This window comes from Peribacillus sp. NPDC097198, from assembly GCF_044762055.1.
GTDB lineage: Bacteria > Bacillota > Bacilli > Bacillales > DSM-1321 > Peribacillus.
Window position 1 is genome coordinate 20,749 of sequence record NZ_JBIWDO010000009.1, and the last position, 24,017, is coordinate 44,765.

The window sequence follows — 24,017 nt, forward strand, 5'->3', positions numbered from 1 at the left end:
AAAAAAGGTGTGCTTTTTTTGATATTCTATTATTTATACATGTCAGCGATTTGCTTTTGTAATTTGCTATCTTCAAGGTACTCATCATAGCTAATTTGCTTATCGATAGTTCCTTTAGGTGTAAGTTCGATTATACGGTTTGCAACTGTTTCAATGAACTGGTGATCATGAGAAGAGAAAATCATAGCTCCTTTGAAATTGATCAATCCGTTATTCAAGGCTGTGATAGATTCTAAATCAAGATGGTTGGTCGGTTCATCAAGCATTAATACATTTGAACCACTTAGCATCATTTTAGAAAGCATGCAGCGGACTTTTTCTCCACCTGATAGTACGCTGGCTTTTTTCGTCACTTCATCACCGGAGAATAGCATTCTGCCTAGGAAACCGCGCAGGAAGCTTTCACTTTGATCATTAGGAGAGTACTGACGCAACCAATCAACAAGTGTCAAATCGACACCTTCGAAGAATTCAGAGTTGTCTTTCGGGAAATACGCTTGTGAAGTGGTAACACCCCATTTGTAAGTACCGCTATCTGGTTCCATTTCTCCAGCAAGGATTTTGAACATGGTCGTTTTAGCAATTTCATCTCTACCGACAAATGCAATTTTATCTTCTTTGTTCATGATGAAGCTTACGTTATTCAACACGGTCACACCATCAATGGTCTTTGTGATTCCATCTACACGTAGGAGGTCGTTCCCAATTTCACGCTCTGGTGAAAAACCTACATAAGGATAACGGCGGGATGATGGTTGAATATCATCTAGACTTATTTTATCCAATAATTTTTTACGTGAAGTGGCTTGACTTGATTTAGAAGCATTGGCACTGAATCGCGCAATGAAATTTTGAAGTTCTTTAATTTTTTCTTCTTTTTTCTTATTGGCATCTTGTGTCAATTTAAGAGCTAGTTGGCTTGATTCATACCAGAAGTCATAGTTACCGATGTAAATTTTGATCTTACCGAAATCCAAATCCGCAATATGTGTACATACCTTATTAAGGAAGTAACGGTCATGGGAAACGACGATAACGGTATTTTCGAAACCAATCAAGAATTCTTCCAGCCATCTAATTGCTTTTATGTCCAAGTGGTTGGTAGGCTCATCAAGTAAAAGGACGTCAGGCTTGCCAAACAGGGCTTGTGCAAGCAATACTTTCACTTTGTCGCCACCAGTTAATTCAGCCATTTTCTTTGTATGAAGGTCTTCAGAGATGCCAAGACCTTTTAAAAGGATGGATGCTTCAGGTTCAGCTTCCCATCCGTTAAGTTCTGCGAATTCACCTTCAAGTTCGGCGGCTTTCATACCGTCTTCATCAGTGAAGTTTTCTTTCATATAGATTGCATCTTTTTCTTGCATGACTTCGTATAGTCTTTCATGGCCCATGATGACAACTTTAAGGACCTCTTCTTCTTCAAAAGCAAAATGATCTTGTTTCAAAACGGCCAGGCGTTCGCCAGGTCCCATATGCACATCACCGGATTGTGCTTCAATTTCTCCGGAAAGAATTTTTAAGAATGTGGATTTACCGGCACCATTTGCCCCAATCAATCCATAACAGTTACCAGGCGTGAATTTTATATTAACATCTTCAAACAGTTTACGATCGCCGTAGCGCAAACCAACGTTATTTACTGTAATCATTTATTTACATTCCTCCAATGACAATATCTTTAAAATTATAACATGAAAGAGGGGTCAATAAAAATATTTTAGGTTAACATAAGGGAAAAGTGATATATGCATGATAATTTGGCAATTTGCTCTATACACCGTTCTTATAAGAAAACTACTCTAATCCTTTATGTGAGTGATGTGGATGACTTGGTACTAGTTCTTTTATTTTGGCTTAATAAAGAAATATTTGCTCCCGTCAGCCCATCTAGATAGCCGTAACTATCATATCTCCGATATAAATATAACAAGATATTTCCTAATATTTAATTCTAATAGATTCTTTTCTGGAATATATAGTTTTTCATTCGAAATATAACGTAAACTGGATTCACTGCATTAAAAAAGATTTTAAAAAAACCCGTCTGAGATAAATAAAAAGGTTGAATGTAATTGTCAATTGCCTTTTTCTTTGATAATATGTATGTCCATTTCCGAGGGCATGGTTTAATTTCACATGTTCTAACATGTAGAGGGGAAGGATCAGAATGATACGACATCCCGATTTCGAAAAAGAACGTGAGCGGTTGGATTTTACAAAAAGGTACATTGATGTAGTGATCAAAACTTCTGAGAGCAATAAGGATCAATTCCAGAAGAATATGCAAGAGGCTTTTGGTGATGCGGATTGGTCGGAGTCAGGTTTATACTCCCAGTTACTGACTACCGCCAATTTCTTTGAAATGTCTCAGTCTGAATTGGATAGTTTGAAAATAGCAAAGAACAAACCATACTTTGCAAGAGTAGACTTTGTCCGGCATGACAATACTCAGGGAGAAATTCTTTATTTCGGTAAAACATCTTTGTATCAACGTGAAAGCCAAGAACAGATTATCGTCGATTGGCGTTCGCCCATTGCCAATCTATATTATGAGGGTCGAATTGGAGAAGTGAATTATCAAGCGGAGGGAGAAACATTCAGCGGGAATATCACGTTAAAGCGGCAACTGATGATTGAGGATGGCGAGTTGGAAGAGGTCAGGGACATTGATTTGACTACGACCGATGAATTGTTGCAGGAATCCCTTTCAAAAAGCTCAAGCAATCGCTTGACAGACATCATCACGACGATTCAGGAAGAACAAAATAAAATCATTCGTGCCGATTTAAATAAACCCATTATCGTACAAGGGGCGGCTGGTAGTGGTAAAACGACTATTGCCTTACACCGGATTTCTTATTTCATTTACCATTACAAAGATTTATTTGATCCACGGCAGTTAATGATCCTTGCCCCAAGCCGAGTATTCATCGACTACATATCCGAAGCTTTGCCGGAACTGGGAGTCGATAAAGTCAAACAGTTCACATTTGCTGAATACGTCCAGGTGGCAATTGGGCGGCCTTTAAATCTAATACATGATGATAAGTTGATGCGTATATTGGAGGAAAATAATGACGAAACGAAAGTGGCAATCTGGATATCGGGTTTAAAAGGATCTCCTTTATTTAAATTGATTTTGGACGGATATATAAAAGATATCTTCCGGAGCTTTCACCCAGTGGAAGATTTTTATTGTGATAATTACCGGTTATATTCTGCCAAGAAGTTTATTAGATTATTAGAAGAAGATTATTGGTACCTGCCACTTTATGGACGCCTTGATAAGTTAAAGGACATCTTACAAAATGAAGTGAAATTGAAAAAGAAAAAAATGTTGGATCGAGTTGCTGATTTTTATCAAACGAAAATTGATAAAGCCTTCGCCAGGAACATTGATCCTGTAAAGCGGAAGGAATTTGTCACAAAGTGCCATGACAAAATGATAGAACGGACCGAACGGATGAAAAAGGCGATTCGTACGTCAGTTAAAGCTTATTTTAAGCCATTCACAAACAAAGGCTTGCTACAGTATTATCAGGAGTTATATCAGGATCCTGAACGTCTTGCCTTCTACAGCAACGGTAAACTAAGCTTCGAGGATGCACGTGCGTTATGTGAATATAACCAAAAATTGTTTCATGAAAAAAGCTACGAAATCGAGGATTTAGGTGCCTTGTTATATTTACAGGAATTAATTTTTGGTGTTAATAAAGACCATAAAGCCAAAAACGTTGTCATAGATGAAGCACAGGATTATAGTTTTATGCAATTGCAAGCATTGAAGACAGCCTTTGACACGGATATGTTCACACTTGTGGGAGACCTTGCCCAGGGCATTCATTCATATAGGGGACTTCAAACATGGGAAGATGTTCATCGTTCCATTTTTCCTAGAGCGACTTATACAGAACTCCAAAAAAGCTACCGGACGACCATTGAAATCATGGGGCAGGCCAATCGGATTCTAAAAATGTTACCTTATGACTTTCCTGAGGTTGAGCCTGTGGTCCGTCATGGAAACGAACCTGAATTCATATCCATCAAAAGCAATTGGGAGGGGCAATTGATTGATCTTATCGAAAAGTTAAAAGAGGAAGGGTATAATACATTTGCCATCATCGCCAAAACGATGAAAGATTGCATGCTCGCTAATGAAAAATTGAGTAAGCTGTCCAATGATTTTCATTTAATTAATGAAGAGGGTATGATTCCGAAGCATAAAACGATGATAATCCCATCCTATCAATCCAAAGGTCTTGAATTCGATGTTGTCGTGGCCTTATCTCTGGAAGAGACATTTCTTCGGGAGAATGAACTTGATTTGAAATTGCTTTATGTCACCATGACAAGACCTTTACATCGCCTTTACTTTTTTGGGAATGAAAAAGAAGATTTTCTTTTAGCTTGATGGATAAGATAGGAGGCCGATAGACGTCTGTGCCTCCTATTTTGTCATGCCTATTATAATTTCACTAGGATATCTAGGATATTCTCCCAGCCGTAACCAACTTCGGCTAACTCGATTCCGGCCATTTTAACCGTTTTTTCGCTGATTATGCGGCCGCCAAGTGCTTCGTAAAAACCCCTCGAAGGATTGTCCTTTAACGCCCATATAATTAAATTACCATGTTGCTTTTGTACAAGTTCATCTACCACTGCTTTCATTAGTTTTCTTCCGATTTCTTGCCGTTGGTAATCTTTTAACAGATAAATGGCGTATACCTCACCTTGGATATGAAGATGATTCGTTTGTTCTGGGCCACCTGCTGCAAAGCCTACGATCTTTCCATCACCATTTTCAGCTATATATGTTGCACTATGAAGCATCTTTAGATTTCTTGACCAATTTTTTTTCCTGGCTTCTAAATTTAAAGAGTTCAGATATGACTCTGGGAGAATTCCTTTGTAAGTGGATTGCCAACTTTTTATATGAACGTGTGCTATCCCAGTTATATCGTTTTCTGTAGCCTTTCTGATTTGCATGTGAGATCACCTTCCATTTAGTAGTTTCCCATAGAATATCATGACAGATGAGATTAAACTTCAGATTTATGTTTAAAAGTTTCTTATAAAGGAAAAGAAATAAAAGAGTCATTCAACGAGATGAAGGGAAGGTTGAGAAAGATGAAATTGAAAGTTGGTTTTTATTTTCCAGGTGGTAAAGAGATTGAGCATGAGGTCGATGGGGATGACAGTACACAAATCATTTCAAATATCCAGAAGCACCGCTTTTATAATTTAGTTAAAGGCGATACACATTATGTGGTAGACACTGAAAAGGCTGCATACTTCTCGGTGACAGAAATAGCTGATTGATTTTTAACCGTATTGGACATTTGTTCCGATACGGTTTATTCTTTTTTGAGATAGAAATACTTTAAAGGAGTCAGTGATGAAAATTAATTTTACGAACAACCAATATAATACATTAATTAAATTGGTGCAGTATGGATATTGGATAGCATCTGATATGGAAAAAAATGAAGAATTCAGTGAGTTAGAGCAGTATTTGAATTCCTATGCGAAGGATTTTGGCGTGAAAGGAATTGAATATATAGAAGAGTATGGGATTTACGATGTGAGTCGTGAGCTTGAAGAAAAAATCCAAGAAGTAATTAATGAATATGAAGATGGCGTTTTCCTGGATAAGCTTGCCTATCACATGGCAAGAAACGAGTTTGTGAAGGAATCGAAGCTCAAAAATTTCAGCCAAGAGGAAGCATTTTTACGAGTACTTGAACTTGAAGAGAAATACCATCTGTATATAGAAGAGAATGGTCTGGAACATTTGAAAATTGAAAAATGAAGAAAAATGAAAGGGAGAGGAACCTCAATTATTCCTCTCCCTTTCATTAACCCAATTTCTCCATTTAATTAATCAGTTATCAGGTATTTCCATGAGCGTTACCTAGCTTATTAACGGCAAATGTATAAAATGCCATCATATCTTCCCGCGAAGAAAACCCCGCTTGAGCCGATTTTTCATTGCCCCCACCTTTACCATTGTGTGAAGAAAGCCATTCCCTAAAGAATTGTCCACAATGAATGGAGATGGTGCCATCGTGTGAAAGCAGAGCCTTTTGTTCCTGTAACGTTATAAATAGGAGAAGTGAGCTTTCTTTCCGATGTATAGCTGAAGAGAGCAGTTGTAGATCCTTCAATGTATGGTCTTCAAAAACATGCGCGATCAACGACCCATCTTCTCTATTTGCCAACAACGATGAAGCGAGAAACTCCATGTTTTCCAGTTTAAGCTTTTCATAAGCCATTGATAGCTTGTCGTGCTCGTTTTCCAATCTTTCCACCCTATTAAGGATATCTATACGACCTGTATTAAATTTGTATGATAACGTAGAAAGTAAGGTCAAGCTGTCGGTATAGTCGTTTAACGCCCTTAAGCCACATTTAAAATAGAGACGTGTACTTTCTTTCTGTTTTTCCGTTTTGAGGATTTTAATAATTCCTATTTCTCCGGTTTGTTCCACGTGCGTTCCACCACAAGGATTAAATTCAATGCCCTCGATTTCTACAATTCGAATGTTTTCTGTCACCGTAGGCATTTTGACTACGGGTATGGTCTTCAATTGATCTTCAGACACAAAGTATGTAAGTAACTTACGATTCTCATAGATATACTGATTGGCGATCCGTTCCGTTTCAACTGTTTGGACATCAGTCCAGGAAGGTGTATCAATATCAATGGAGACAATGTCTTGGCCAAGATGGAAACTGACGGTATTTGCGTTGAAAAGGTCCCTACAGACGGCTGAAAGTAAATGCTGTCCGCTATGCTGCTGCATATGGTCGAAACGGCGTTCCCAATCAAGCTTGCAATGTACGAAAAGGGAAGCGGGGCTGTTTCCAACCTTATGAAGGATATCTTCATTTTCATTTTTTGAAATTTCAAGAACTGGTATACCATCTATGCTACCAATATCCCCAGGTTGACCTCCACCCTCAGGGTAAAAAGCTGTTTCATCGAGCAGAATATAATAAAAGCCTTCTTCTTCAAAAATGTCGAGGACCTTCGCGTCCCATTCAGATACCTTGGATGATTCATAATATATTTTCTTTGTCATAATAACCCCTATCCCATCTTTATTCAGTAAATTATATCACCCCCAACCATATTAATGGAATAAGGAACCTTTATCGGATGTTACAGTAAAATATGTAGTCTTTATGACAAAGATTCAAAAAAATTCATGAGACCGTCATTATGCTATTTATAGAAAAAACCTTTTGATGTAAAATATTCCTGAAAGAATATACTTTAGACCTAATTAAAATAAAAATATGGAATTGGGGCTCGACTATTTACATGCTTTGTGTGAAAGTCGACTATCTTTTTTTCTATGCAATATGTTTATTTACGTAGGTTAGAAAGGGTCAAGTGATTAGAATTGCACATAGTCAATATGGAAAAATACAAAAATACTCTCTATCGAAATATTAAAAAACAGCTTTCTGATTGGTTGGAATTAGATAAAACGAAGATGGTTACTACAAATGAGGTATACCGTTTTCTTCATTCTATTAAAGGGACTGCAGGCACCATAGAGTTAGGTGGTCTCATGTTAATATCCGAAAATCTGTTAGGAAAGCTCGATGAAGACAGTGATGGAGTATGGAAACAAGATGACCTTGAAAATCTACTATTTGCTTTAATTGAACATACCTATGAATATGAGCATTTTGCAGAAGTGGAGATAAAAGAGAAGCCAGCCCATGATACACAGGCCCCACTCATTCAAATCATTGATGACGATATATCGATGCTGATTTTATTAAAGGACATCCTTGAAGAAAAAGGGTGGATGGTCATAACGAGTTCTGATCCGGTTAAAGCTACAAAACAATATTTTGAGATGCAGCCAGATTGCTTAATTCTAGATATTCAATTACCTACGAAAGATGGTTATCAAGTTCTGCAGGATATCCACTTTCATAATGAAAAATATTTCATCCCTAAAATCATGATTAGCATTCAAAATGACAAAAAATCACGAATTAAAGCATATAAAATGGGGGCGGATGATTTCATTAGTAAGCCTATAGATATTGAAGAATTTGTTGTGAAAATAGAAAGACATATTCAGCGCAAGAAAATTTTCGATCAATCCGTCCTAATTGATGAACTTACTCAAGTATATAATCGTAGGTTCTTTGAAGATATGCTACCGCGTTATTTTCAGGATTTCAAACGAAACGGAAATCTGTTTTCGATTAGTATCATAGATCTGGATCACTTTAAAAGAGTAAATGATACATATGGACATGCGATGGGTGACGTCGTTTTGTTGGAGTTTGCCCAGTTTATTAAAAACAACATCCGTAGTTCCGATTTGATTTGCCGGTATGGCGGTGAAGAATTTGTCATTATATTTCCTCAGACAGCAAATGAGGAAGCCAGGAATAAACTAACAGAATTAATAAAGATTTTCTCTACCAAAAGTTTCACTTATGAACAACAACATTTTTCTGTCTCTTTTTCTGCTGGTGTTTATACGGTACATGATGAGAGCATTACTCCTAAAGAGGCTTTTGAGGAAGCGGATAGTTCCTTGTATGAAGCAAAGCGTTTAGGGCGAGCGCGGGTGGGGAGCATTCAAAAAACTAGCATTAAAAAGAAATACCTTAATGTATCAGTGATAGATGACGATATCATTATTAGAACGATCTTAACGAAAATATTGCAGTCGATGGATTTTCCTCTTTATGATTTACATATAGCCGTATATGAAGATGGGGATTCATTTTTGAATTCAAACCGGGCAAACGAAAACATCGCCCATTTTTTGATACTTGATGGAGTAATGCCAACTATGGATGGCATTGACGTACTGAAGAAAGTGAAAAAGGGTAGCAATGCCGATTGTTTTACCGTTTTGATGTTAACCGGTAGAAAAAGTTCGGGGGACATTGCCACAGCATTAAAATTGGGAGCGGATGATTATGTCACAAAACCTTTTAATATTACTGATCTTCAGGCAAGAATGGAACGTCTGATAAAAAAAATAATGTAAGCAGTAGACCATTTTTTCTATTCGATAGGAAAATAAAAGAGAAAGTAGGGTTGCGGTTTCAAAGAGTCACATTCATTTGAAACGAATTGATCCTTCTATTGCAGTACTGATCGTAAGGAGAATGAAAAAGTGAAACGGATTTTATTAGCTGAAGACGAAGAAATTTTGCGTATGCTTGTTGTGGATACATTAGAGGATGAAGATTACGAAGTCGATGAAGCTTCTGATGGTATTGAAGCGGTTCAATTACTTGAAAAGAATAGCTATGATCTCATCATCTTGGATTATATGATGCCAGGCTATACCGGTTTAGAAATCATTGAAAAAATCGAATCAACTGAAATTGAAAATAAAGGGAAAATCCTGATGCTATCAGCGAAAAGCCAGCAATTTGAACAAGAGAGAATTTTAGAAGCGGGAGCGGACTATTTCATGGCCAAGCCTTTTAGTCCAATGAAGCTTTTAGAGAAAATAGAGGCCATTTTACATGAAGCTGAAACGTTATTCAAATAAGAGTCTTTCTCGTCAAGTAGTGAGTCTAATGACTGCTTGTATCATTTTATTCATAGTTGGTACAGGGATTTTATTTTATGTGTTGCAGACTGTGAATGCAGAATATATCCAGAAAAGAAATGGAATTGTTGAGAAAGAATTGTTGTTGGATGAAATTTACGAGCAATATAATAATGTCTTTTTGGATGCTAGAGGTTATATTGCATTTGGAAATGAGACATATAAAGACAAAGTTTGGAGCAGGGAAGATAAGATACGACATGATATTTCCACTTTCAAGGACCTATCAAGTTCAAAAGCCGATGAAAAAGTCCACACCGATCTCGTGAATTTTACTGATTATTATTTTAATGCCATTAAGCCTGTTTTTTCGAATATGGAAATGGACGGGAGTAGGGATAAGGGTAAGCAAATAGAAAATGAGATCACTGCCCAAGTTGCGGATTTTCGCGACAGTGTAAGGTCGTATTCGTCTGCGCTTTCAGAAAAGCTTGATGAGAATGTGAATGCATTGGCAAAAGAACAGTCCATTTTACAAGGGACCTTTATCGGATTCGTACTTGTTTTCTTATTGGTCTTTCAGAAAGTCGTGAGAAGCATTATTAGGAATATCGGAAAGCCTTTGGCTGATTTTTCATTTGCAGCTAATGAGATTGCAGCTGGTAGGGACGCCATCATTTCAGTAGATGAAGGCCGGGGAGATGAATTAGGGGTTTTGGCCATTGCCTTTAGAAAGATGATTGCAAGCATTCAGGATAAAGAGCAGGAATTGATGGCTCATAATGAAGAATTGCTTGCTCAGCAAGATGAACTTCAGGCCCAGCAGAATGAATTACAAGAAACGTTGGGGCTTATAACGAAGAATGAGAAACAACTGACTAGAAGAAATGAACTAATAAATGGTATTTCCACTTCTTTGGATAAAAATGACGTTCTTAAAAGTATTGTCTGTAATATGAGCAGTTTGATTGGAGCTGACCGTGGTATGATCACTCTAATTAATGAAGATGCATATTCTTCTTTCGGCATATCGGAATATGGAGTACAGCAATACCGAAAGAATATCAATACTGGGTTAAATGAACGCTTAATAGAAGGAAAAAAGCCATTCACTGTTAAAAGAGAGCAACATGTCAGTGAAAAGGGATACCATGAAAATACGAATTACAGTTATGATTTATTTCTTCCCGTTCTATCCGCTTTGCAAGAGGTCGACGCAATCATGGTTTTCAGCCGTTATGGATCCGCTTATATAGAAGAAGAAATGAGTGAATGTGAAACATTGGCTAAGCAGATTTCAACTTCACTTGATAAAATCAAGCTGTACGAGCAAACGGAAGATAATCGCCGGTTAAATCAGGATATCCTGAGCACGATACAGGAAGGCATTCAATTAATAGACCAAGATAGAAAGATTGTTCAAGTGAATCAACAATTTTGTGACCTATTCAAACCGGGGTCAAAACCAGTACATGTCATCGGATCTCCATGGGAAAGATGGAGTAGTGAAATGGATAGCCGGATTGCCCAAGAAGATTTCTTGGATACCTTGGAAAAAGCATTAAAAAGAGCGGATGAAGAAGCGGACTCTGAAGAGCGCACGTTCACTTTTCACAAGAAAGAAAACAACCAGGTTCTCAAGGTATACTTTGAAATCATAAAGTATGGTGAAGAAGCTTATGGTACCATTTTGGTTTTTCGTGATATTACGAAAGAATATGAAGTGGACCAAATGAAGTCCGAGTTTGTCAGTACCGTCAGTCATGAATTGCGTACCCCGCTTGCGAGTGTTCTAGGCTTTACCGAATTAATGTTAAATAAACCGTTAAAACCGGAAAGACAAACAAAGTATTTACAGACTATTTATAATGAGGCGAAGAGGCTCACCGCTTTAATCAATGACTTTCTGGATGTGCAACGAATGGAATCGGGTAAACAAACATATGAGAAGAAATATGTTGAGATTCTACCGTTGTTGCAAAAGGTCATAGAGAACCTTGAAATTAGCACATCACTCCATGATATTCGTCTTCTTGCGGAAACTGATGATCTCGTGATTATAGGTGACCGCGCAAAAATCGAACAAGCTATCATGAATCTATTGAGTAATGCAATTAAATACTCTCCAGATGGAGGTAAAGTTCTTATTCGGGTGTACAGCAAGAAAGAAACGTTATCCATCGATATCGTGGATGAGGGGTTGGGAATCCCACAGGAATCCCTTAAACATTTGTTCCAGAAATTTTACCGTGTGGACAATTCGGACCGCAGGCGGATAGGAGGAACGGGTTTAGGGTTATCCATCGTGGAGGAAATCGTCAAATCGCATGGTGGGCATATATCCGTAAAATCAGAGTACGGTCGTGGAAGTACATTCACTCTTTCATTCCCTAAGATAACCCTTAAGGAAGAACGTACCCCAAATGATGGACATTCAAAAAAATTGAGCTATGATATCATGGTCATTGAAGACGATTTCAATTTAGCGGAGTTATTAAGATACGAACTGGTTGACAGCGGTTTTCAAGTTAGTTATTTCAAAAGCGGAAAGAAGGCGCTTCAGAAATTGAAGCAATCGCCTCCGGATGCCATCGTCCTTGACATTCTCCTTGAAGAGGGGGAAATGGATGGGTGGTCAATCATGAAAGAGTTGAAAGGAAGACCGGAGTTAAAGGACATCCCCATTTTTGTATCGACTGCGCTTGATGAAAAAGAAAAAGGTTTTTCGCTTGGGGCAAAGGAATACTTGGTTAAACCTTACAAACCAAGTCAATTATCAAAGGTGATCATGCATACGTTATTAAGCAATGGAAAAAAAGGCCAGATTATGGTCCCACGTCCATCCTGGGAAGCCGAAAGAAGCCTTTGAAAAATAAAAATGTTAGAATAGGTGTACAGAAAGATAAAAAAATGATAGATTCAAATATGATGGAAAAATAAATATTTGGGTACAATTGTAGGTAAAGGTAAGTTACAGGAGGATTTTTATACATGCAAAAAATTCAGGCCGGTTTGGCTGTAGAGTTACAAGTAGAACGTAAGGCTGATTTCGGATGGTTCTTGACTGATGGTTCGGAAGATGTCTTGCTACACCATAATGAAGCGAATGAAGGTACTGAACTTGAAATTGGTGATGAAGTTACAGTATTTATCTATCATGATAAACAGGCACGGTTAACGGCTACCATGAATATTCCGGAAATACAGATTGACAAATATGGCTGGGCAGAAGTCGTCAATGTACAAAAGAAGCTAGGCGTCTTTGTGAATATTGGGCTTTCTAAAGATATTCTTGTATCTTTGGACGACCTTCCGAACATCGATCGTTTATGGCCGGAAGTGGGGGATCGTCTCTATATTTGCCTGAAAACAGATCGGAATGATCGTTTATTCGGCAGACTTACAACGGAAGATATCATTCAAGAAATCACTGTTCCAGCTCCATTAAAAGGAGTCCGCAATACTACCGTAAAAGGGAATGTATATCGATTGCTGATGGTCGGTTCCTTCTTTGTTTCGGAGGAAGGGTATCGTTGCTTTATTCATGAAAGTGAGAGAAAAGAAGAGCCGCGCCTAGGAGAATTTGTTGAGGGGCGTGTAATCGACAGTAAGGAAGATGGCACACTTAACGTTTCTCTATTTCCATTCAAGCAAGATCTAATGGAAGAAGATGCTGATATCATCTATACTTATTTAATGAATCGCGGTGGAGCCATGCCATATGGTGATAAGACTCCGCCTAGTGATATCCAGTTCCATTTCGGTTTAAGTAAGGGAGCCTTCAAACGTGCTCTTGGTAAATTGATGAAAGAAGGAAAGATTTATCAAGAAGAAGGATGGACATACTCTTCTGATCGTAAATGATAAAAAAGCAGCGGAATGAACTTCTCCGCTGCTTTTTTTATGGTTTTTATTAAAAGATTTTCTTTTTCCCCTTTTCTTCTTTTAAAATCTCCACCGCTTCACGAAATCTCATGGAATGAACAATTTCCCTTTCTCTTAAAAACCTTAATGAATCGTTGATGTCCGGATCATCCGAAATGTCAATCAACCATTGATAGGTTGCTCTGGCCTTTTCTTCTGCTGCAATATCTTCATATAAATCTGCTATGGGATCGCCCTTTGCTTGAATATACGTAGCCGTCCATGGATTTCCTGCTGCATTTTCATAGAAGAGGGCGCTGTCGTGATTAACATAGTGATCACCAAGACCGGCCTCTAGCATTTGTTCCGGTGTGGCGTCTTTTGTAAGCTTATAAATCATCGTTGCAATCATTTCTAAATGAGCAAATTCTTCCGTTCCAATGTCGGTGAGCAATCCGATAACTTTTTCCGGAATTGTATAGCGTTGATTTAAGTATCGTAGTGCGGCAGCCAATTCACCATCAGCGCCTCCATATTGTTCTCTTAAATATTTAGCCAGTGTGGGATTACAAGTACCAACCTTTACTGGATATTGTAGCTTTTTCTCATATATCCACATAGATATCTCTCCTTAAACCTGCCATGGCCAGGGTCCTTGGCCCCATTCCCATTTATTTTCACCATCTGGACTGTTTCCAAATTGAAACAATGGGCCGTATTTAGGTTCAAATGCTGCCTTCAATTTGGTTGAGTATTGTTGAAATTGGTTGAATTGTTGTAAAGCTTGCTGATCATGGGGATGTGTATCCAAATACAGAGTCAGCTCGACTAACACGAAATCGGCAGCTTGTATTTGGCCGAGTAACTGGTAATATTCATCATCCAGTTTCCTATTCATTACTATTTCTCCCTTTCACGATATGGATTATCATAAAAATCGTAGAAAAATTTCCAAAGCGTACCATACCTCAAAGCTTCTTCTGGAGAAAATTGTTCTAGGTTAGGCGGCTGAAAATTAATATACAAATTCGGAGGCGTACGGTAATACTTTCTTCCGATTGGTGGACATGGATCGAATTTGCTATGAAAAGGCTTATAGGACTTGATTAAGGTAAAAGTCTTTTCACTTGCCAAGGAAACTCCTCCTTTCAATATAAGGTCAGCCATTAATAATTATGCTGTTGTTAATAAAATATGCCTAATGAAAAACGGCCAAAAGGTAGGACAGACTCTACTTGGAATCATTTTTGTATTTTTGGGCTTGTTATCCTCTTGTTATCTTTCTGTGATGTTTGACATCTATTCTTCATCTGTTTGTTCTTTGTATAGGGACAATCTGTGATAGTATTTAGAACATAGCTTTTGAAAGAGTTCACAAGGAGGTACGATATATGAAAAAATCAATTTTATCGTTAACGGCCGTGGTGGCCATATCAGGAGCATTTACAATACCGGTTCAAGCTGAGGAAGTTACAGTCAAAAATGGTGACACACTATGGGGATTATCTCAATCACATAAAGTTTCAGTAGAAGATATTAAATCATGGAATCAATTAACGTCAGATTATATATATGTGGGAGACTCTTTACATATTTCTCAAGAAGAGCAATATACCGTAAAGGCTGGAGACACATTATCGAAAATAGCGAATAAATATCATGTTTCGATTAAGGACCTTAAATCATGGAATAATTTAAATACAGATACAATTCATCCAAAACAGGCCCTAGTTATTAAACCAGCGGCAAATAAGGTGGAGGCAGCAAGTACAGGTCCAGATAATAAGGCAGAGCAAGCTGCACCAGCACAAGAGACTGCACCAGTACAAAAAACTGCACCTACACAACCTGAAAAAACAGAAAAAGAGAATAATGTATCGCAAAATGAATCAAATCAAGACAATGTAGCAAAAGAAATGACTGTAAGGGCAACAGCCTATACAGCAGATTGCCAAGGATGTAGCGGCGTCACAGCGACAGGGGTGGATTTGAAAGCAAATCCAAATCAAAAAGTCATTTCCGTTGATCCATCTGTCATACCGCTAGGAACAAAAGTATATGTAGAAGGCTACGGTTATGCAACGGCAGCTGATACAGGTAGTGCGATTAAAGGAAATAAGGTCGATATTTTCATTCCAAATAAAGAAGATGCTCTAAACTGGGGCGTCAAAAACGTTAATCTAAAAATCCTTAATTAAGAACTGTCAATTGCTCTATATGAAAGAAGGAATGGACACAGATAATATCTGTGTCTATTTTTTATTCTTTTGGTGTATGAAAAAAACGAGTACAATAGAGATATTAAAACAATAGTCAATTGGGGGAGTCACACTTTGATAGAAAAAGCACGCGAATATTTACAGCAGTATTTTGGGTATGAATCATTCAGGACAGGCCAAGAAAAGATTATCGAGCAAGTCTTAGATGGAATAAACACAGCTGGAATTATGCCGACTGGAGGAGGAAAGTCAATTTGCTACCAGATTCCAGCCCTACTTTTGCCAGGCGTCACACTCGTTATATCCCCGTTAATCTCCTTGATGAAAGATCAGGTTGATGCCCTCGAACAAAACGGCATCGATGCCACTTTTCTCAACAGCTCCATATCTGGTACGGAAGCTTCCAATAGGATGAGAGATATTAAGCAGGGAAGGTACAAGCTGGTATACCTGGCACCGGAACGATTGGAAAACTATATTTTTCAGAGGGATCTGGCTAGTGTGGATATATCGATGGTCGCGATAGACGAAGCTCACTGCATCTCTCAATGGGGTCATGATTTTAGACCAAGTTATTTAAAAATCAAAACCTTTTTGAAAGAAATGCCGACTGCTCCGACCATTCTTGCCTTAACAGCGACAGCAACCCCGCATGTAACAGAAGATATCTGTCAGTCATTGGGAATTACTGCAAACCATACGGTATCCACAGGATTCGCTAGGGAAAATTTATTTTTTTCCGTCGTCAAGGAAGAGAACCGCAGTCGATATTTAATGCGTTATATTGAGAAGAATAAAAATGAGTCCGGTATTATATATGCTGCAACAAGAAAAGAAGTCGATTCATTACATGCCAAACTCAACAAAGCGGGTATTAAAACAGGGCGTTATCATGCTGGAATGAATGAACATGATCGATCTGAACAACAGGAGCTATTCATTCGTGACGATATATCTTTGATGATTGCAACCTCAGCTTTCGGTATGGGCATTGACAAATCAAACGTTCGTTATGTCATCCATTACCAAACGCCGAAGAATATGGAAAGTTATTATCAAGAAGCAGGTCGTGCAGGACGTGATGGATTGGATAGTGAATGTATTCTGCTTTATTCACCTCAAGACATGCAGATTCAGCGTTTCTTAATCGACCAATCCAATCCCTCTCAAGAATGGCAAGCCCAAGAACTGAAGAAGCTGAATAGGATGAAGGATTATTGTTTTACAGAAGGGTGTTTACAAGCATTTATCCTTCGATACTTTGGTGAAGAGAATCCTGAAGATTGTGGTCATTGTGAAAACTGTACGGATAAACGTGATGCCGTAGATGTGACAACTCAGGCACAAATGGTCCTTTCGTGCATGTTGCGAATGGGGGAAAGGTTCGGCAAGACGATGATCAGTCAAGTGCTTACAGGTTCAAAAAACAAAAAGATAGAACAATTTGGATTCCATAAGCTCTCGACATATGGAATTATCAATAATCAGTCAGCTAAAGATGTTGCCGATTTCATAGATTTTTTGACCGCCAAGCAATTTATCGAAATGACAGGTGGGCAATTTCCTGTTCTTAAAGTAACAAATGCTGGTAGGGAAGTGTTGCTAAATCAGAAGCAAGTGCTACGCAAAGAAGTGAAACAAGTCACCAGCATTAATGTGGATCATGGTTTGTTTGAAGAATTACGACGTGTAAGAAAAGACATCGCAAGTACGGAAAATGTGCCGCCATTCATTATTTTTTCGGATGCCACTTTAAAGGATATGGCAACAAGGTTACCTGTGACAGAACAAGATTTCCTTGAGGTCAAAGGCGTGGGCTCACAAAAATACGATCGTTTTGGTAGGACATTTTTAGAGGTAGTTTCGAATTATTTACAAGCACATCCTGACATTGAGTCGAATAGAATATATAAAAAAGAAACGACGAAAAGCAGTACAGGACCTTCACATATCGAAAGTTATCGTTTATATCAAGAAGGAAAGTCAATCAAAGAAATTGCAACGATAAGAGGCCTGTCTACAATTTCCATCGAAAATCATTTATTAAAGTGTGCGGAAGAACAAATGGATATCAAATGGGAGGGATTCTTCAATCAAGAAGAGTACGATTTAGTACTGGAAACTGCTAAACAACTTGATTCCGGAAAGCTAAAACCTCTTAAAGAGGCCCTTCCCGAGCATTTTTCATACTTTCAGATAAAAGCGATCATGGTAAAAGCCACATTAGCTAACTAATTGATCAAATAATGGTTATTTTTTAGCGCTGGATAAATAAGAAGTTGATTTGATACGTATACTATAGAAGTAAAACAGCCGAAAAGTTCATTGGCTTAAAACTTGGTGTGTAATTTGAAAAAGGAGGTTGCTCATGTATTTTGGCAAAAAGAATTCAGAGGAACCAGAAATCATAATGGAAGATACTATTGTATATGCGTGCGGATCAGCGGATTGTAATGGCTGGATGAGGAAGGACTTTGCCTCAGTAAACTATGATTGTCCAATGTGTGGAAGTCAATTAATTGAAGAAGTTAGAGAACTTCCGAAAATTGAAAATGAATATAATGCGTATAAATAAAAGGGGTAAGTACTTACCTCTTTTTATTTTGGGAATGTAATTAGGCTTTCATCAAGATATAATAACTACTCTTTACATCATAAGAAACGTGTGCTATAATTAAATTTCAGTGTTGTTATTAGAAAACACTAAGAGGGTAATTTAAAAGATACATTTTTATTAATAAAATAATTTTCATCGTTTTTATGATGAAGTAGAAACAAGTTAAAACAACTAGAAAGAAATACGTTCTAATCACCAGGTATTTTCCTCGATTCATTTTGTTCTTCATTAACTTACTTCTATGTAGCCATTTATCTTTTGGATTTAATTTTCCCAATTGGAATTACGGACGGTTTAATTAATAAACATGTACTTATCAGCTTTCACCTGATTCTCACAGGCACGGTCTAGGAGCCGTATGGATGAGAGAGAGGCAGGGCTTTCATTGTTTTAGGTTATGGCACTAAAATTACTCTCATGCTTGATTCGACTTTATACTAAGCGAACAAGCTGGAAGAATCATGATTATGATTCTTGAATACAGTCCAGTCTTTACAAGCTCTGAGGTAGTCAAAGGCTGGATTGTGAATACTTCGATTTGGAATTGTAGGTATCCTAAGCTTTACTTAAATATTTTATGAAGAAATATGTTATAATGTATAATGAGATATTTAAAATTGGTTGTGATCTCCTGTTATTTCCACTCATTTATCTTGAGTGTATAGTAACTAATCTTAGATAAGTAAATGGGCTATACTCACATTTATTTAGATTAATCGCTAGCTATTCTTCTTTATCTTTATGGCACCGGCACAAAAAATCTGTGCTAAGTCAATTTAAATCTAAGGAGTGAGATACATGTATAGAAGAAATAATACGGAAGAAATCATTCCTGAAGAAACTAAGGTTTGGGAATGCACATCAGAAGATTGTAAAGGGTGGATTCGGGATAACTTTACGAGCAATGATGAGCACCTTTGCCCATTATGCGGTAGTAAAATGAAACAAGGTACAAGAATGCTACAAGCAATTAATAATCCGAGAAATTATTAATACCATTAAAAAAGCTGAAGGGATTCTTCCCTTCAGCTTTTTTTTGCTGCATAACCATAACTGAATATTGCAAATGTAAGAAGGATATTTTTAATGGATGTCCTTCTTCTTGAACCGTCCACCTCGAACCTCGGCAATATCACCGACGGCAAGGAAAGCAGAAGGATCGAAACTTTTTACGATATCTTTAAGTTTTGCTTCTTCAAGACGGTTTATTACGCAGAATATAACTTTTTTATCGTCCCCTGAATAGGCGCCTTCTCCAGCTAGATAAGTTACGCCTCGTCCTAAGCGATGCATGATTGCATCCCCTATATCCAAAAACTCATCGCTGATAATCCAAACAAATTTAGATTCATCCAAACCGGCTATAACGATATCCATCGTTTTATACGCTACAAAATAAGCCAGAATCGAATACATGGCACGATCCCAGGAAAAAACAAATCCTGCACTGCCAAGGATGAATAAATTGAAGAACATGACAATCTCACCAACAGAGAAAGGAAGTTTCTTACTAGCTAGAATGGCAAGGATTTCAGTTCCATCTAATGAACCACCATACCGAATTACCATTCCAACCCCAATTCCAAGTATCATGCCTCCAAAAGCTGAAGCAAGGAGAATATCCTGAGTGAAAGCTGGTACATGATGAAGCAATGTGGTAGTTAAAGAAAGGATTAATATTCCATATAGGGTAGATAAAGCGAAGGTTTTTCCGATTTGTTTATATCCAATAAAAAAGAAAGGAAGGTTTAAAACAAAAAGAAAGATACCAAGTTTCATGCCGGTGATATAAGATAACATAATGGAAATACCGGTAATGCCTCCATCGATAACGTTATTCGGAACAAGAAAAATCTCAAGGCCGACAGCCATTAATACGGCACCAATCGTTATGAGTAGACCTCTTTGTAAAACTTGCCTACGCGTCAGTTTTTTATGCTGCGTCTTCTTTTGTATAATTTCGGCTGTATTTGCGCTTGCTAGGTCCGACATTATCATGCCCCCACTCCTTTTTATATATATTCTCTATTTAATTATAAACGTATAAAAGGGATTAAAAAAAGAAATAAGCTCTCCGAACGTAGTTTGTTTTGCACGTACTCATGAATTGTAATCATTGTTCTCAGGAGGAGAACGATTGATAAACACTTTTTATTTTACTCGATACATAGGAAAAATATTTGTCATTCTATTATTTTTTTACATAGTTGTCGAAGATTTATTTATTGAATATACAGAAAATAACTTTAAATAACTCAGGAAGACAGGTAAATAGAAATAAAAGTCTTTAAGCAATTCGAAATTTACATTACAATATAGGATAATAGAACGATAGAGGTGAGAAGGTTAATGGAACAATCAATTGTATCATCCAATCCAATCCTATTTATAATTGCAGCACTCCTGACATTCATGGCTTGCTATACCGCCTTGGATTTGCTGACAACATATATTTCGGCAGAAAAATATAAACGTCTTTTGTATTTGGGAAGTACTTGCTCCATGGGAGTGACTATGTGGACGATGAATTTTGTATATGTTTTTACTTATGAGAGTGACAGGACTACGGCTTACAGTTTTTCCTTAATCATGCTTTCATTAATATTAGGAGCCATATTTGTAGGGATTGGCCTTTTGGCCATTGCCCATAACCCTTCCATGTTGCAAATGGTTTTCTGTAGCTTTATGTTTACGATGGCTCTTTTATCAAATTATTTAATTGGCCTGTATCCATTGAGTAAGTCCTTGGAACTTAATCCATGGTTGTTAGGTAGTACGCTAGTTATAATTTTTTTGTTGTTTGTAAGCGGATTTTCACTATTATTTTATAATGGAAAAGGGAGTCAACCCTTCCTAAAACCAGTCAGTACGATCATTATGAGCGGAGCAATTATTGGAGGACATTTTCTTTTTTTGAGAGGGCTTCCACTTACTCCAGAAATGGTGAATATGAAAGGACTCGCTCAATTAACACCCTTTATGCTTTATCTCGTATGCTTTGTTTCGCTTTTCATACTAGCGAATTTAATTGGCTCGAGCACAATTGTTGCAAGACGGTTGGTGAAGAGTGACAACCAAGTGAGTGATATCCGTTATGCTTTAGATCAATCCTCGATTGTGGCCATTACGGATGCAAAAGGCATCATAACCTATGTTAACGAAAAATTCATTGAAATATCCCAATATGAAGAGCATGAACTGATTGGAAGAAATCATTCAATCATTAACTCGGGTTATCATTCTAAAGAGTTTTTTTTCAATCTATGGAAAACGATCAGTAATGGACAGACATGGCATGGTGAGATATGTAATCGGGCAAAGAACGGGGAGCTCTATTGGGTGGATACCACGATTGTGCCCTTTATGAAGAAAGGAAAACCATATCAATATATATCCATACGATCTGATATTTCCAGTCGGAAAAAGGCTGAGAAGGATTTAAAGGTTTCTATTAAAGAATTGGGTGATATGTACTATGCCATTAATCAATCGTCTATCGTGGCCGTAACTGATGATGAAGGAATCATCGTCGAGGTTAATGAAAAATTCTCTGAAATTTCTGGGTACACGAGAAACGAGTTAATTGGACAAACGCATAAAATGGTGAATTCCGGATATCATTCAAGTGAGTTTTTCGAGAATATGTGGAAGACCATACATAAGGGCAAAGTATGGAAAGGGGAAATTAGAAACAGAGCGAAAGATGGTAGTTATTATTGGGTGGATACCACGATTGTCCCTTTTTATACAGTTGAAGGCAGACCCTATCAATTTCTCGCGATTCGCTATGATATCACAGAGCGAAAACAAACAGAAGAAATGCTTTATCGCCAGGATAAATTGGCAGCTGTCGGACAACTGGCTGCAGGAGTGGCCCATGAAGTAAGAAATCCTCTTACATCGATTAAAGGGTATACGGAATTCTTACAATTAGATGAAACGGATAGTGAGCGACAAGAATATTTGGATATCATTTTAGATGAAATCAACCGGGTAAATGAGATTATTGAAGAATTTTTGGATCTGGCAAAACCACAGTCCTTGAATCTGAAAACAAAGAATATCGTCCCGATTTTACAGAATGTTATCTCGCTAACTGAGTATGATGCGAAGAAGAAAAATATTATACTCTTCTTTACTAGTTTCCAAGAAGAAATCCATGTTCAGTGCGATGAAAATCGTTTGAAACAAGTTTTTCTGAATTTCATTAAGAATGGAATGGAAGCGATGCCGCAAGGAGGAGAAATCAGGGTCACTATGGAATTAAGGGAAAGGAAGGTTCATATTTCTATAACAGATACAGGAGTGGGAATCCCTCCCAATCAATTAAGAAAATTGGGTGAACCGTTTTTCACTACAAAAAAATCCGGGAATGGGCTGGGTCTTATGGTTAGCTTTAAAATCATTGAAAGTCATCAAGGACGAGTGTTTGTAGAAAGTGAAGTTGATAAAGGGACTGTATTTAACATTGTCCTCCCTCTGGAGTTGTTGCAAGAAAGAAAGAGACAAGAAAGGGAACTGGGACTAACTGTCTAGTGTTTGTAATAGTATTTAGATGACTTCATGGGGGATATTTTAGTGAATAAACTTGAAAAGGTTCATATAACACGATTAAAAGGGTTTTATCTTCTTTCTTTTTTTGCGGTAGGTAGCTTGACACCACTTTTAAGTGTCTATTTAGCTAATGAGGTCGGACTGAATGGATTTGAAATAGGGTTCATCATGTCTGTTGGACCACTGGTGATGATTTTTTTTCAACCTATATGGGGACTGATTTGTGACTGGACTGGAAAACCCACTAGGATACTGGCGTTGACTACCTTATTTGCTGGAATTTTTGGGTTAGGATATGTTTTATTTGAACCTTTTCTATTTTTAGTATGCATCTCAGTGGGACTGGCAGTTTTTCAAAGTGCCCTTATCCCTGTGTCTGATAGCATCACCTTGCAATATACGACGAGTATCAACGCGAATTATGGGAAAATCCGTTTATATGGTTCGCTTGGTTTTGGAGTTGCCGTTTTTGTGATGGGGAGGTTATCGGAAACTTTCATAGGCCCATCCGTTATTTTCTACGTATTTTTTATCAGCCTTCTTTTTGCTGCTTTTCTAGCTCTGCATTTACCCGAGGAGTCACCGCAAAAAAAAGCAAAGCTTTTCAGTGGAATAAAGGAACTTTTTATTATGAAACGTTTTGTCGTCTTTCTTGCCGTAACATTCCTGATTTTTGGTCCCAACCTGGCGAATAACGTCTATTATGGCCTATTCGTGGAGGCTAGGGGTGGAACCTATACAGGAATCGGCATTGCATTTCTGCTCGCGGTGCTGTCCGAAATTCCATTCTTACGTCTCGCAGGAAGTTGGATTCATAAATGGGGGTTGCTGCCAATCACGTTATTGGCAGGGGGTGCCTCGCTGGTCCGATGGGTTCTCTATTTTATGGAACCTGGTTTAGCCATTGTTTATATTTTATCTATCATGCAAGGTTTTTCACTTGGATTATTTATTCCAGCAGGTCTGCAATATATTAAAGAGGTTGTACCAGTTCATATAACCGTTACGGCAGTCACACTTTATTCTGCGATAGGGAACGGGTTCGGTAATTGGTTCAGTACATTTTTCGGTGGCATGATCATGGATACATCAGGTATTTACATGGTTTATCTCTTTTTTGGAAGTCTTTCGGTGCTTGGTATCATACTTACGGTATGGCTTATGATAATGGAGGGAAAGACGGGAGGTCAGCCCATATAGTAAAGAATTTATAATTTTTAA

At 37.7% G+C, this 24,017-nt stretch carries 20 protein-coding genes; 13 read left to right on the forward strand and 7 right to left on the reverse strand.

The genetic code is table 11. The features are described 5' to 3' along the window. Window positions 1–29: 29 nt before the first annotated feature. The gene (locus ACIQXQ_RS15790; RefSeq protein ID WP_402958671.1) at window positions 30–1,649 is read right to left on the reverse strand and encodes an ABC-F family ATP-binding cassette domain-containing protein; all 1,620 of its coding nucleotides are present in this window, start codon (window positions 1,647–1,649) and stop codon (window positions 30–32) included. Window positions 1,650–2,167: 518 nt separating this feature from the next. Here ACIQXQ_RS15790 and ACIQXQ_RS15795 point away from each other — a divergent pair. Then, window positions 2,168–4,411, forward strand: coding sequence for a HelD family protein (locus ACIQXQ_RS15795; protein WP_402958673.1), 2,244 nt, complete (start codon window positions 2,168–2,170; stop codon window positions 4,409–4,411). Window positions 4,412–4,464: 53 nt separating this feature from the next. Here the strand turns inward: ACIQXQ_RS15795 and ACIQXQ_RS15800 are convergent, their stop codons facing one another. Continuing rightward, window positions 4,465–4,986, reverse strand: a complete 522-nt coding sequence (locus tag ACIQXQ_RS15800) for a GNAT family N-acetyltransferase (protein ID WP_402958675.1) — start codon at window positions 4,984–4,986, stop codon at window positions 4,465–4,467. 141 nt (window positions 4,987–5,127) lie between these two features. Here ACIQXQ_RS15800 and ACIQXQ_RS15805 point away from each other — a divergent pair, with 141 nt between their 5' ends. Both ACIQXQ_RS15805 and ACIQXQ_RS15810 read left to right on the forward strand, forming a co-directional pair. Then, entirely contained in the window at window positions 5,128–5,319 is a 192-nt protein-coding gene (locus ACIQXQ_RS15805; protein ID WP_402958677.1) for a hypothetical protein, read from the forward strand. Between the two features lie 76 nt (window positions 5,320–5,395). Beyond that, entirely contained in the window at window positions 5,396–5,809 is a 414-nt protein-coding gene (locus ACIQXQ_RS15810; RefSeq protein ID WP_402958679.1) for a hypothetical protein, read from the forward strand. Window positions 5,810–5,888: 79 nt separating this feature from the next. On the opposite strand, the gene ACIQXQ_RS15815 is transcribed toward ACIQXQ_RS15810, so the two are convergent. Beyond that, the gene (locus tag ACIQXQ_RS15815) at window positions 5,889–7,082 is read right to left on the reverse strand and encodes an alanyl-tRNA editing protein (protein WP_402958681.1); all 1,194 of its coding nucleotides are present in this window, start codon (window positions 7,080–7,082) and stop codon (window positions 5,889–5,891) included. 495 nt (window positions 7,083–7,577) lie between these two features. On the opposite strand from ACIQXQ_RS15815, the gene ACIQXQ_RS15820 reads away from it, so the two are divergent. From ACIQXQ_RS15820 to ACIQXQ_RS15835, 4 genes are all read left to right on the forward strand, one after another. Next, on the forward strand, window positions 7,578–9,029 hold the full coding sequence (locus ACIQXQ_RS15820; protein WP_402958683.1) for a GGDEF domain-containing response regulator: 1,452 nt from the start codon (window positions 7,578–7,580) through the stop codon (window positions 9,027–9,029). 129 nt (window positions 9,030–9,158) lie between these two features. Next, window positions 9,159–9,542 carry a response regulator transcription factor gene (locus ACIQXQ_RS15825; protein WP_402868760.1) on the forward strand — a complete coding sequence of 128 codons (384 nt, stop codon included), beginning with the start codon at window positions 9,159–9,161 and terminating at the stop codon, window positions 9,540–9,542. Next, window positions 9,517–12,411, forward strand: a complete 2,895-nt coding sequence (locus ACIQXQ_RS15830; RefSeq protein ID WP_402958685.1) for an ATP-binding protein — start codon at window positions 9,517–9,519, stop codon at window positions 12,409–12,411. The genes ACIQXQ_RS15825 and ACIQXQ_RS15830 overlap by 26 nt, the downstream gene beginning before the upstream one ends. Before the next feature lie 122 nt (window positions 12,412–12,533). Further along, on the forward strand, window positions 12,534–13,406 hold the full coding sequence (locus tag ACIQXQ_RS15835) for a CvfB family protein (protein ID WP_402958689.1): 873 nt from the start codon (window positions 12,534–12,536) through the stop codon (window positions 13,404–13,406). Window positions 13,407–13,455: 49 nt separating this feature from the next. On the opposite strand, the gene cotJC is transcribed toward ACIQXQ_RS15835, so the two are convergent. Genes cotJC through ACIQXQ_RS15850 form a run of 3 tightly spaced genes read right to left on the reverse strand, consistent with a single transcriptional unit; the run spans window position 13,456 to window position 14,540 of the window. Further along, entirely contained in the window at window positions 13,456–14,025 is a 570-nt protein-coding gene (cotJC, locus tag ACIQXQ_RS15840) for a spore coat protein CotJC (protein WP_402868755.1), read from the reverse strand. Window positions 14,026–14,037: 12 nt separating this feature from the next. Beyond that, window positions 14,038–14,304 (reverse strand): spore coat protein CotJB, encoded by a 267-nt coding sequence (locus tag ACIQXQ_RS15845; protein ID WP_402868753.1) that lies wholly within the window; start codon window positions 14,302–14,304, stop codon window positions 14,038–14,040. Window positions 14,305–14,306: 2 nt separating this feature from the next. Further along, window positions 14,307–14,540, reverse strand: coding sequence for a spore coat associated protein CotJA (locus ACIQXQ_RS15850; RefSeq protein WP_402868751.1), 234 nt, complete (start codon window positions 14,538–14,540; stop codon window positions 14,307–14,309). Window positions 14,541–14,797: 257 nt separating this feature from the next. Between ACIQXQ_RS15850 and ACIQXQ_RS15855 the strand changes: the two genes are divergently transcribed. The 4 genes from ACIQXQ_RS15855 to ACIQXQ_RS15870 all read left to right on the forward strand — a co-directional run bounded on the left by ACIQXQ_RS15855 (window position 14,798) and on the right by ACIQXQ_RS15870 (window position 19,235). Further along, the gene (locus ACIQXQ_RS15855) at window positions 14,798–15,604 is read left to right on the forward strand and encodes a LysM peptidoglycan-binding and 3D domain-containing protein (RefSeq protein WP_402868749.1); all 807 of its coding nucleotides are present in this window, start codon (window positions 14,798–14,800) and stop codon (window positions 15,602–15,604) included. Window positions 15,605–15,739: 135 nt separating this feature from the next. After that, on the forward strand, window positions 15,740–17,860 hold the full coding sequence (recQ, locus tag ACIQXQ_RS15860) for a DNA helicase RecQ (RefSeq protein ID WP_402958691.1): 2,121 nt from the start codon (window positions 15,740–15,742) through the stop codon (window positions 17,858–17,860). Window positions 17,861–17,993: 133 nt separating this feature from the next. Then, window positions 17,994–18,200: a cold-inducible protein YdjO-related protein gene (locus ACIQXQ_RS15865; protein WP_402868746.1), complete on the forward strand. Its 207-nt coding sequence runs from the start codon at window positions 17,994–17,996 to the stop codon at window positions 18,198–18,200. A gap of 840 nt (window positions 18,201–19,040) precedes the next feature. Beyond that, window positions 19,041–19,235: a cold-shock protein gene (locus tag ACIQXQ_RS15870; RefSeq protein ID WP_402868744.1), complete on the forward strand. Its 195-nt coding sequence runs from the start codon at window positions 19,041–19,043 to the stop codon at window positions 19,233–19,235. 90 nt (window positions 19,236–19,325) lie between these two features. On the opposite strand, the gene ACIQXQ_RS15875 is transcribed toward ACIQXQ_RS15870, so the two are convergent. Continuing rightward, window positions 19,326–20,234: a YitT family protein gene (locus ACIQXQ_RS15875; protein ID WP_402868742.1), complete on the reverse strand. Its 909-nt coding sequence runs from the start codon at window positions 20,232–20,234 to the stop codon at window positions 19,326–19,328. A gap of 357 nt (window positions 20,235–20,591) precedes the next feature. Here ACIQXQ_RS15875 and ACIQXQ_RS15880 point away from each other — a divergent pair, with 357 nt between their 5' ends. Beyond that, window positions 20,592–22,778 carry a PAS domain S-box protein gene (locus ACIQXQ_RS15880; RefSeq protein ID WP_402958693.1) on the forward strand — a complete coding sequence of 729 codons (2,187 nt, stop codon included), beginning with the start codon at window positions 20,592–20,594 and terminating at the stop codon, window positions 22,776–22,778. A gap of 42 nt (window positions 22,779–22,820) precedes the next feature. Beyond that, window positions 22,821–23,996: an MFS transporter gene (locus ACIQXQ_RS15885; protein WP_402958695.1), complete on the forward strand. Its 1,176-nt coding sequence runs from the start codon at window positions 22,821–22,823 to the stop codon at window positions 23,994–23,996. Window positions 23,997–24,017: the final 21 nt, after the last annotated feature.

What these genes read in the sequence shown, in the direction of transcription:
- ACIQXQ_RS15790 (WP_402958671.1), bottom strand. Translation starts at nt 1,649, where the DNA reads ATGATTACAGTAAATAACGTTGGTTTGCGCTACGGCGATCGTAAACTG.
- ACIQXQ_RS15795 (WP_402958673.1), top strand. Translation starts at nt 2,168, where the DNA reads ATGATACGACATCCCGATTTCGAAAAAGAACGTGAGCGGTTGGATTTT.
- ACIQXQ_RS15800 (WP_402958675.1), bottom strand. Translation starts at nt 4,986, where the DNA reads ATGCAAATCAGAAAGGCTACAGAAAACGATATAACTGGGATAGCACAC.
- ACIQXQ_RS15805 (WP_402958677.1), top strand. Translation starts at nt 5,128, where the DNA reads ATGAAATTGAAAGTTGGTTTTTATTTTCCAGGTGGTAAAGAGATTGAG.
- ACIQXQ_RS15810 (WP_402958679.1), top strand. Translation starts at nt 5,396, where the DNA reads ATGAAAATTAATTTTACGAACAACCAATATAATACATTAATTAAATTG.
- ACIQXQ_RS15815 (WP_402958681.1), bottom strand. Translation starts at nt 7,082, where the DNA reads ATGACAAAGAAAATATATTATGAATCATCCAAGGTATCTGAATGGGAC.
- ACIQXQ_RS15820 (WP_402958683.1), top strand. Translation starts at nt 7,578, where the DNA reads ATGTTAATATCCGAAAATCTGTTAGGAAAGCTCGATGAAGACAGTGAT.
- ACIQXQ_RS15830 (WP_402958685.1), top strand. Translation starts at nt 9,517, where the DNA reads ATGAAGCTGAAACGTTATTCAAATAAGAGTCTTTCTCGTCAAGTAGTG.
- ACIQXQ_RS15835 (WP_402958689.1), top strand. Translation starts at nt 12,534, where the DNA reads ATGCAAAAAATTCAGGCCGGTTTGGCTGTAGAGTTACAAGTAGAACGT.
- cotJC (WP_402868755.1), bottom strand. Translation starts at nt 14,025, where the DNA reads ATGTGGATATATGAGAAAAAGCTACAATATCCAGTAAAGGTTGGTACT.
- ACIQXQ_RS15845 (WP_402868753.1), bottom strand. Translation starts at nt 14,304, where the DNA reads ATGAATAGGAAACTGGATGATGAATATTACCAGTTACTCGGCCAAATA.
- ACIQXQ_RS15855 (WP_402868749.1), top strand. Translation starts at nt 14,798, where the DNA reads ATGAAAAAATCAATTTTATCGTTAACGGCCGTGGTGGCCATATCAGGA.
- ACIQXQ_RS15865 (WP_402868746.1), top strand. Translation starts at nt 17,994, where the DNA reads ATGTATTTTGGCAAAAAGAATTCAGAGGAACCAGAAATCATAATGGAA.
- ACIQXQ_RS15870 (WP_402868744.1), top strand. Translation starts at nt 19,041, where the DNA reads ATGTATAGAAGAAATAATACGGAAGAAATCATTCCTGAAGAAACTAAG.
- ACIQXQ_RS15875 (WP_402868742.1), bottom strand. Translation starts at nt 20,234, where the DNA reads ATGTCGGACCTAGCAAGCGCAAATACAGCCGAAATTATACAAAAGAAG.
- ACIQXQ_RS15880 (WP_402958693.1), top strand. Translation starts at nt 20,592, where the DNA reads ATGGAACAATCAATTGTATCATCCAATCCAATCCTATTTATAATTGCA.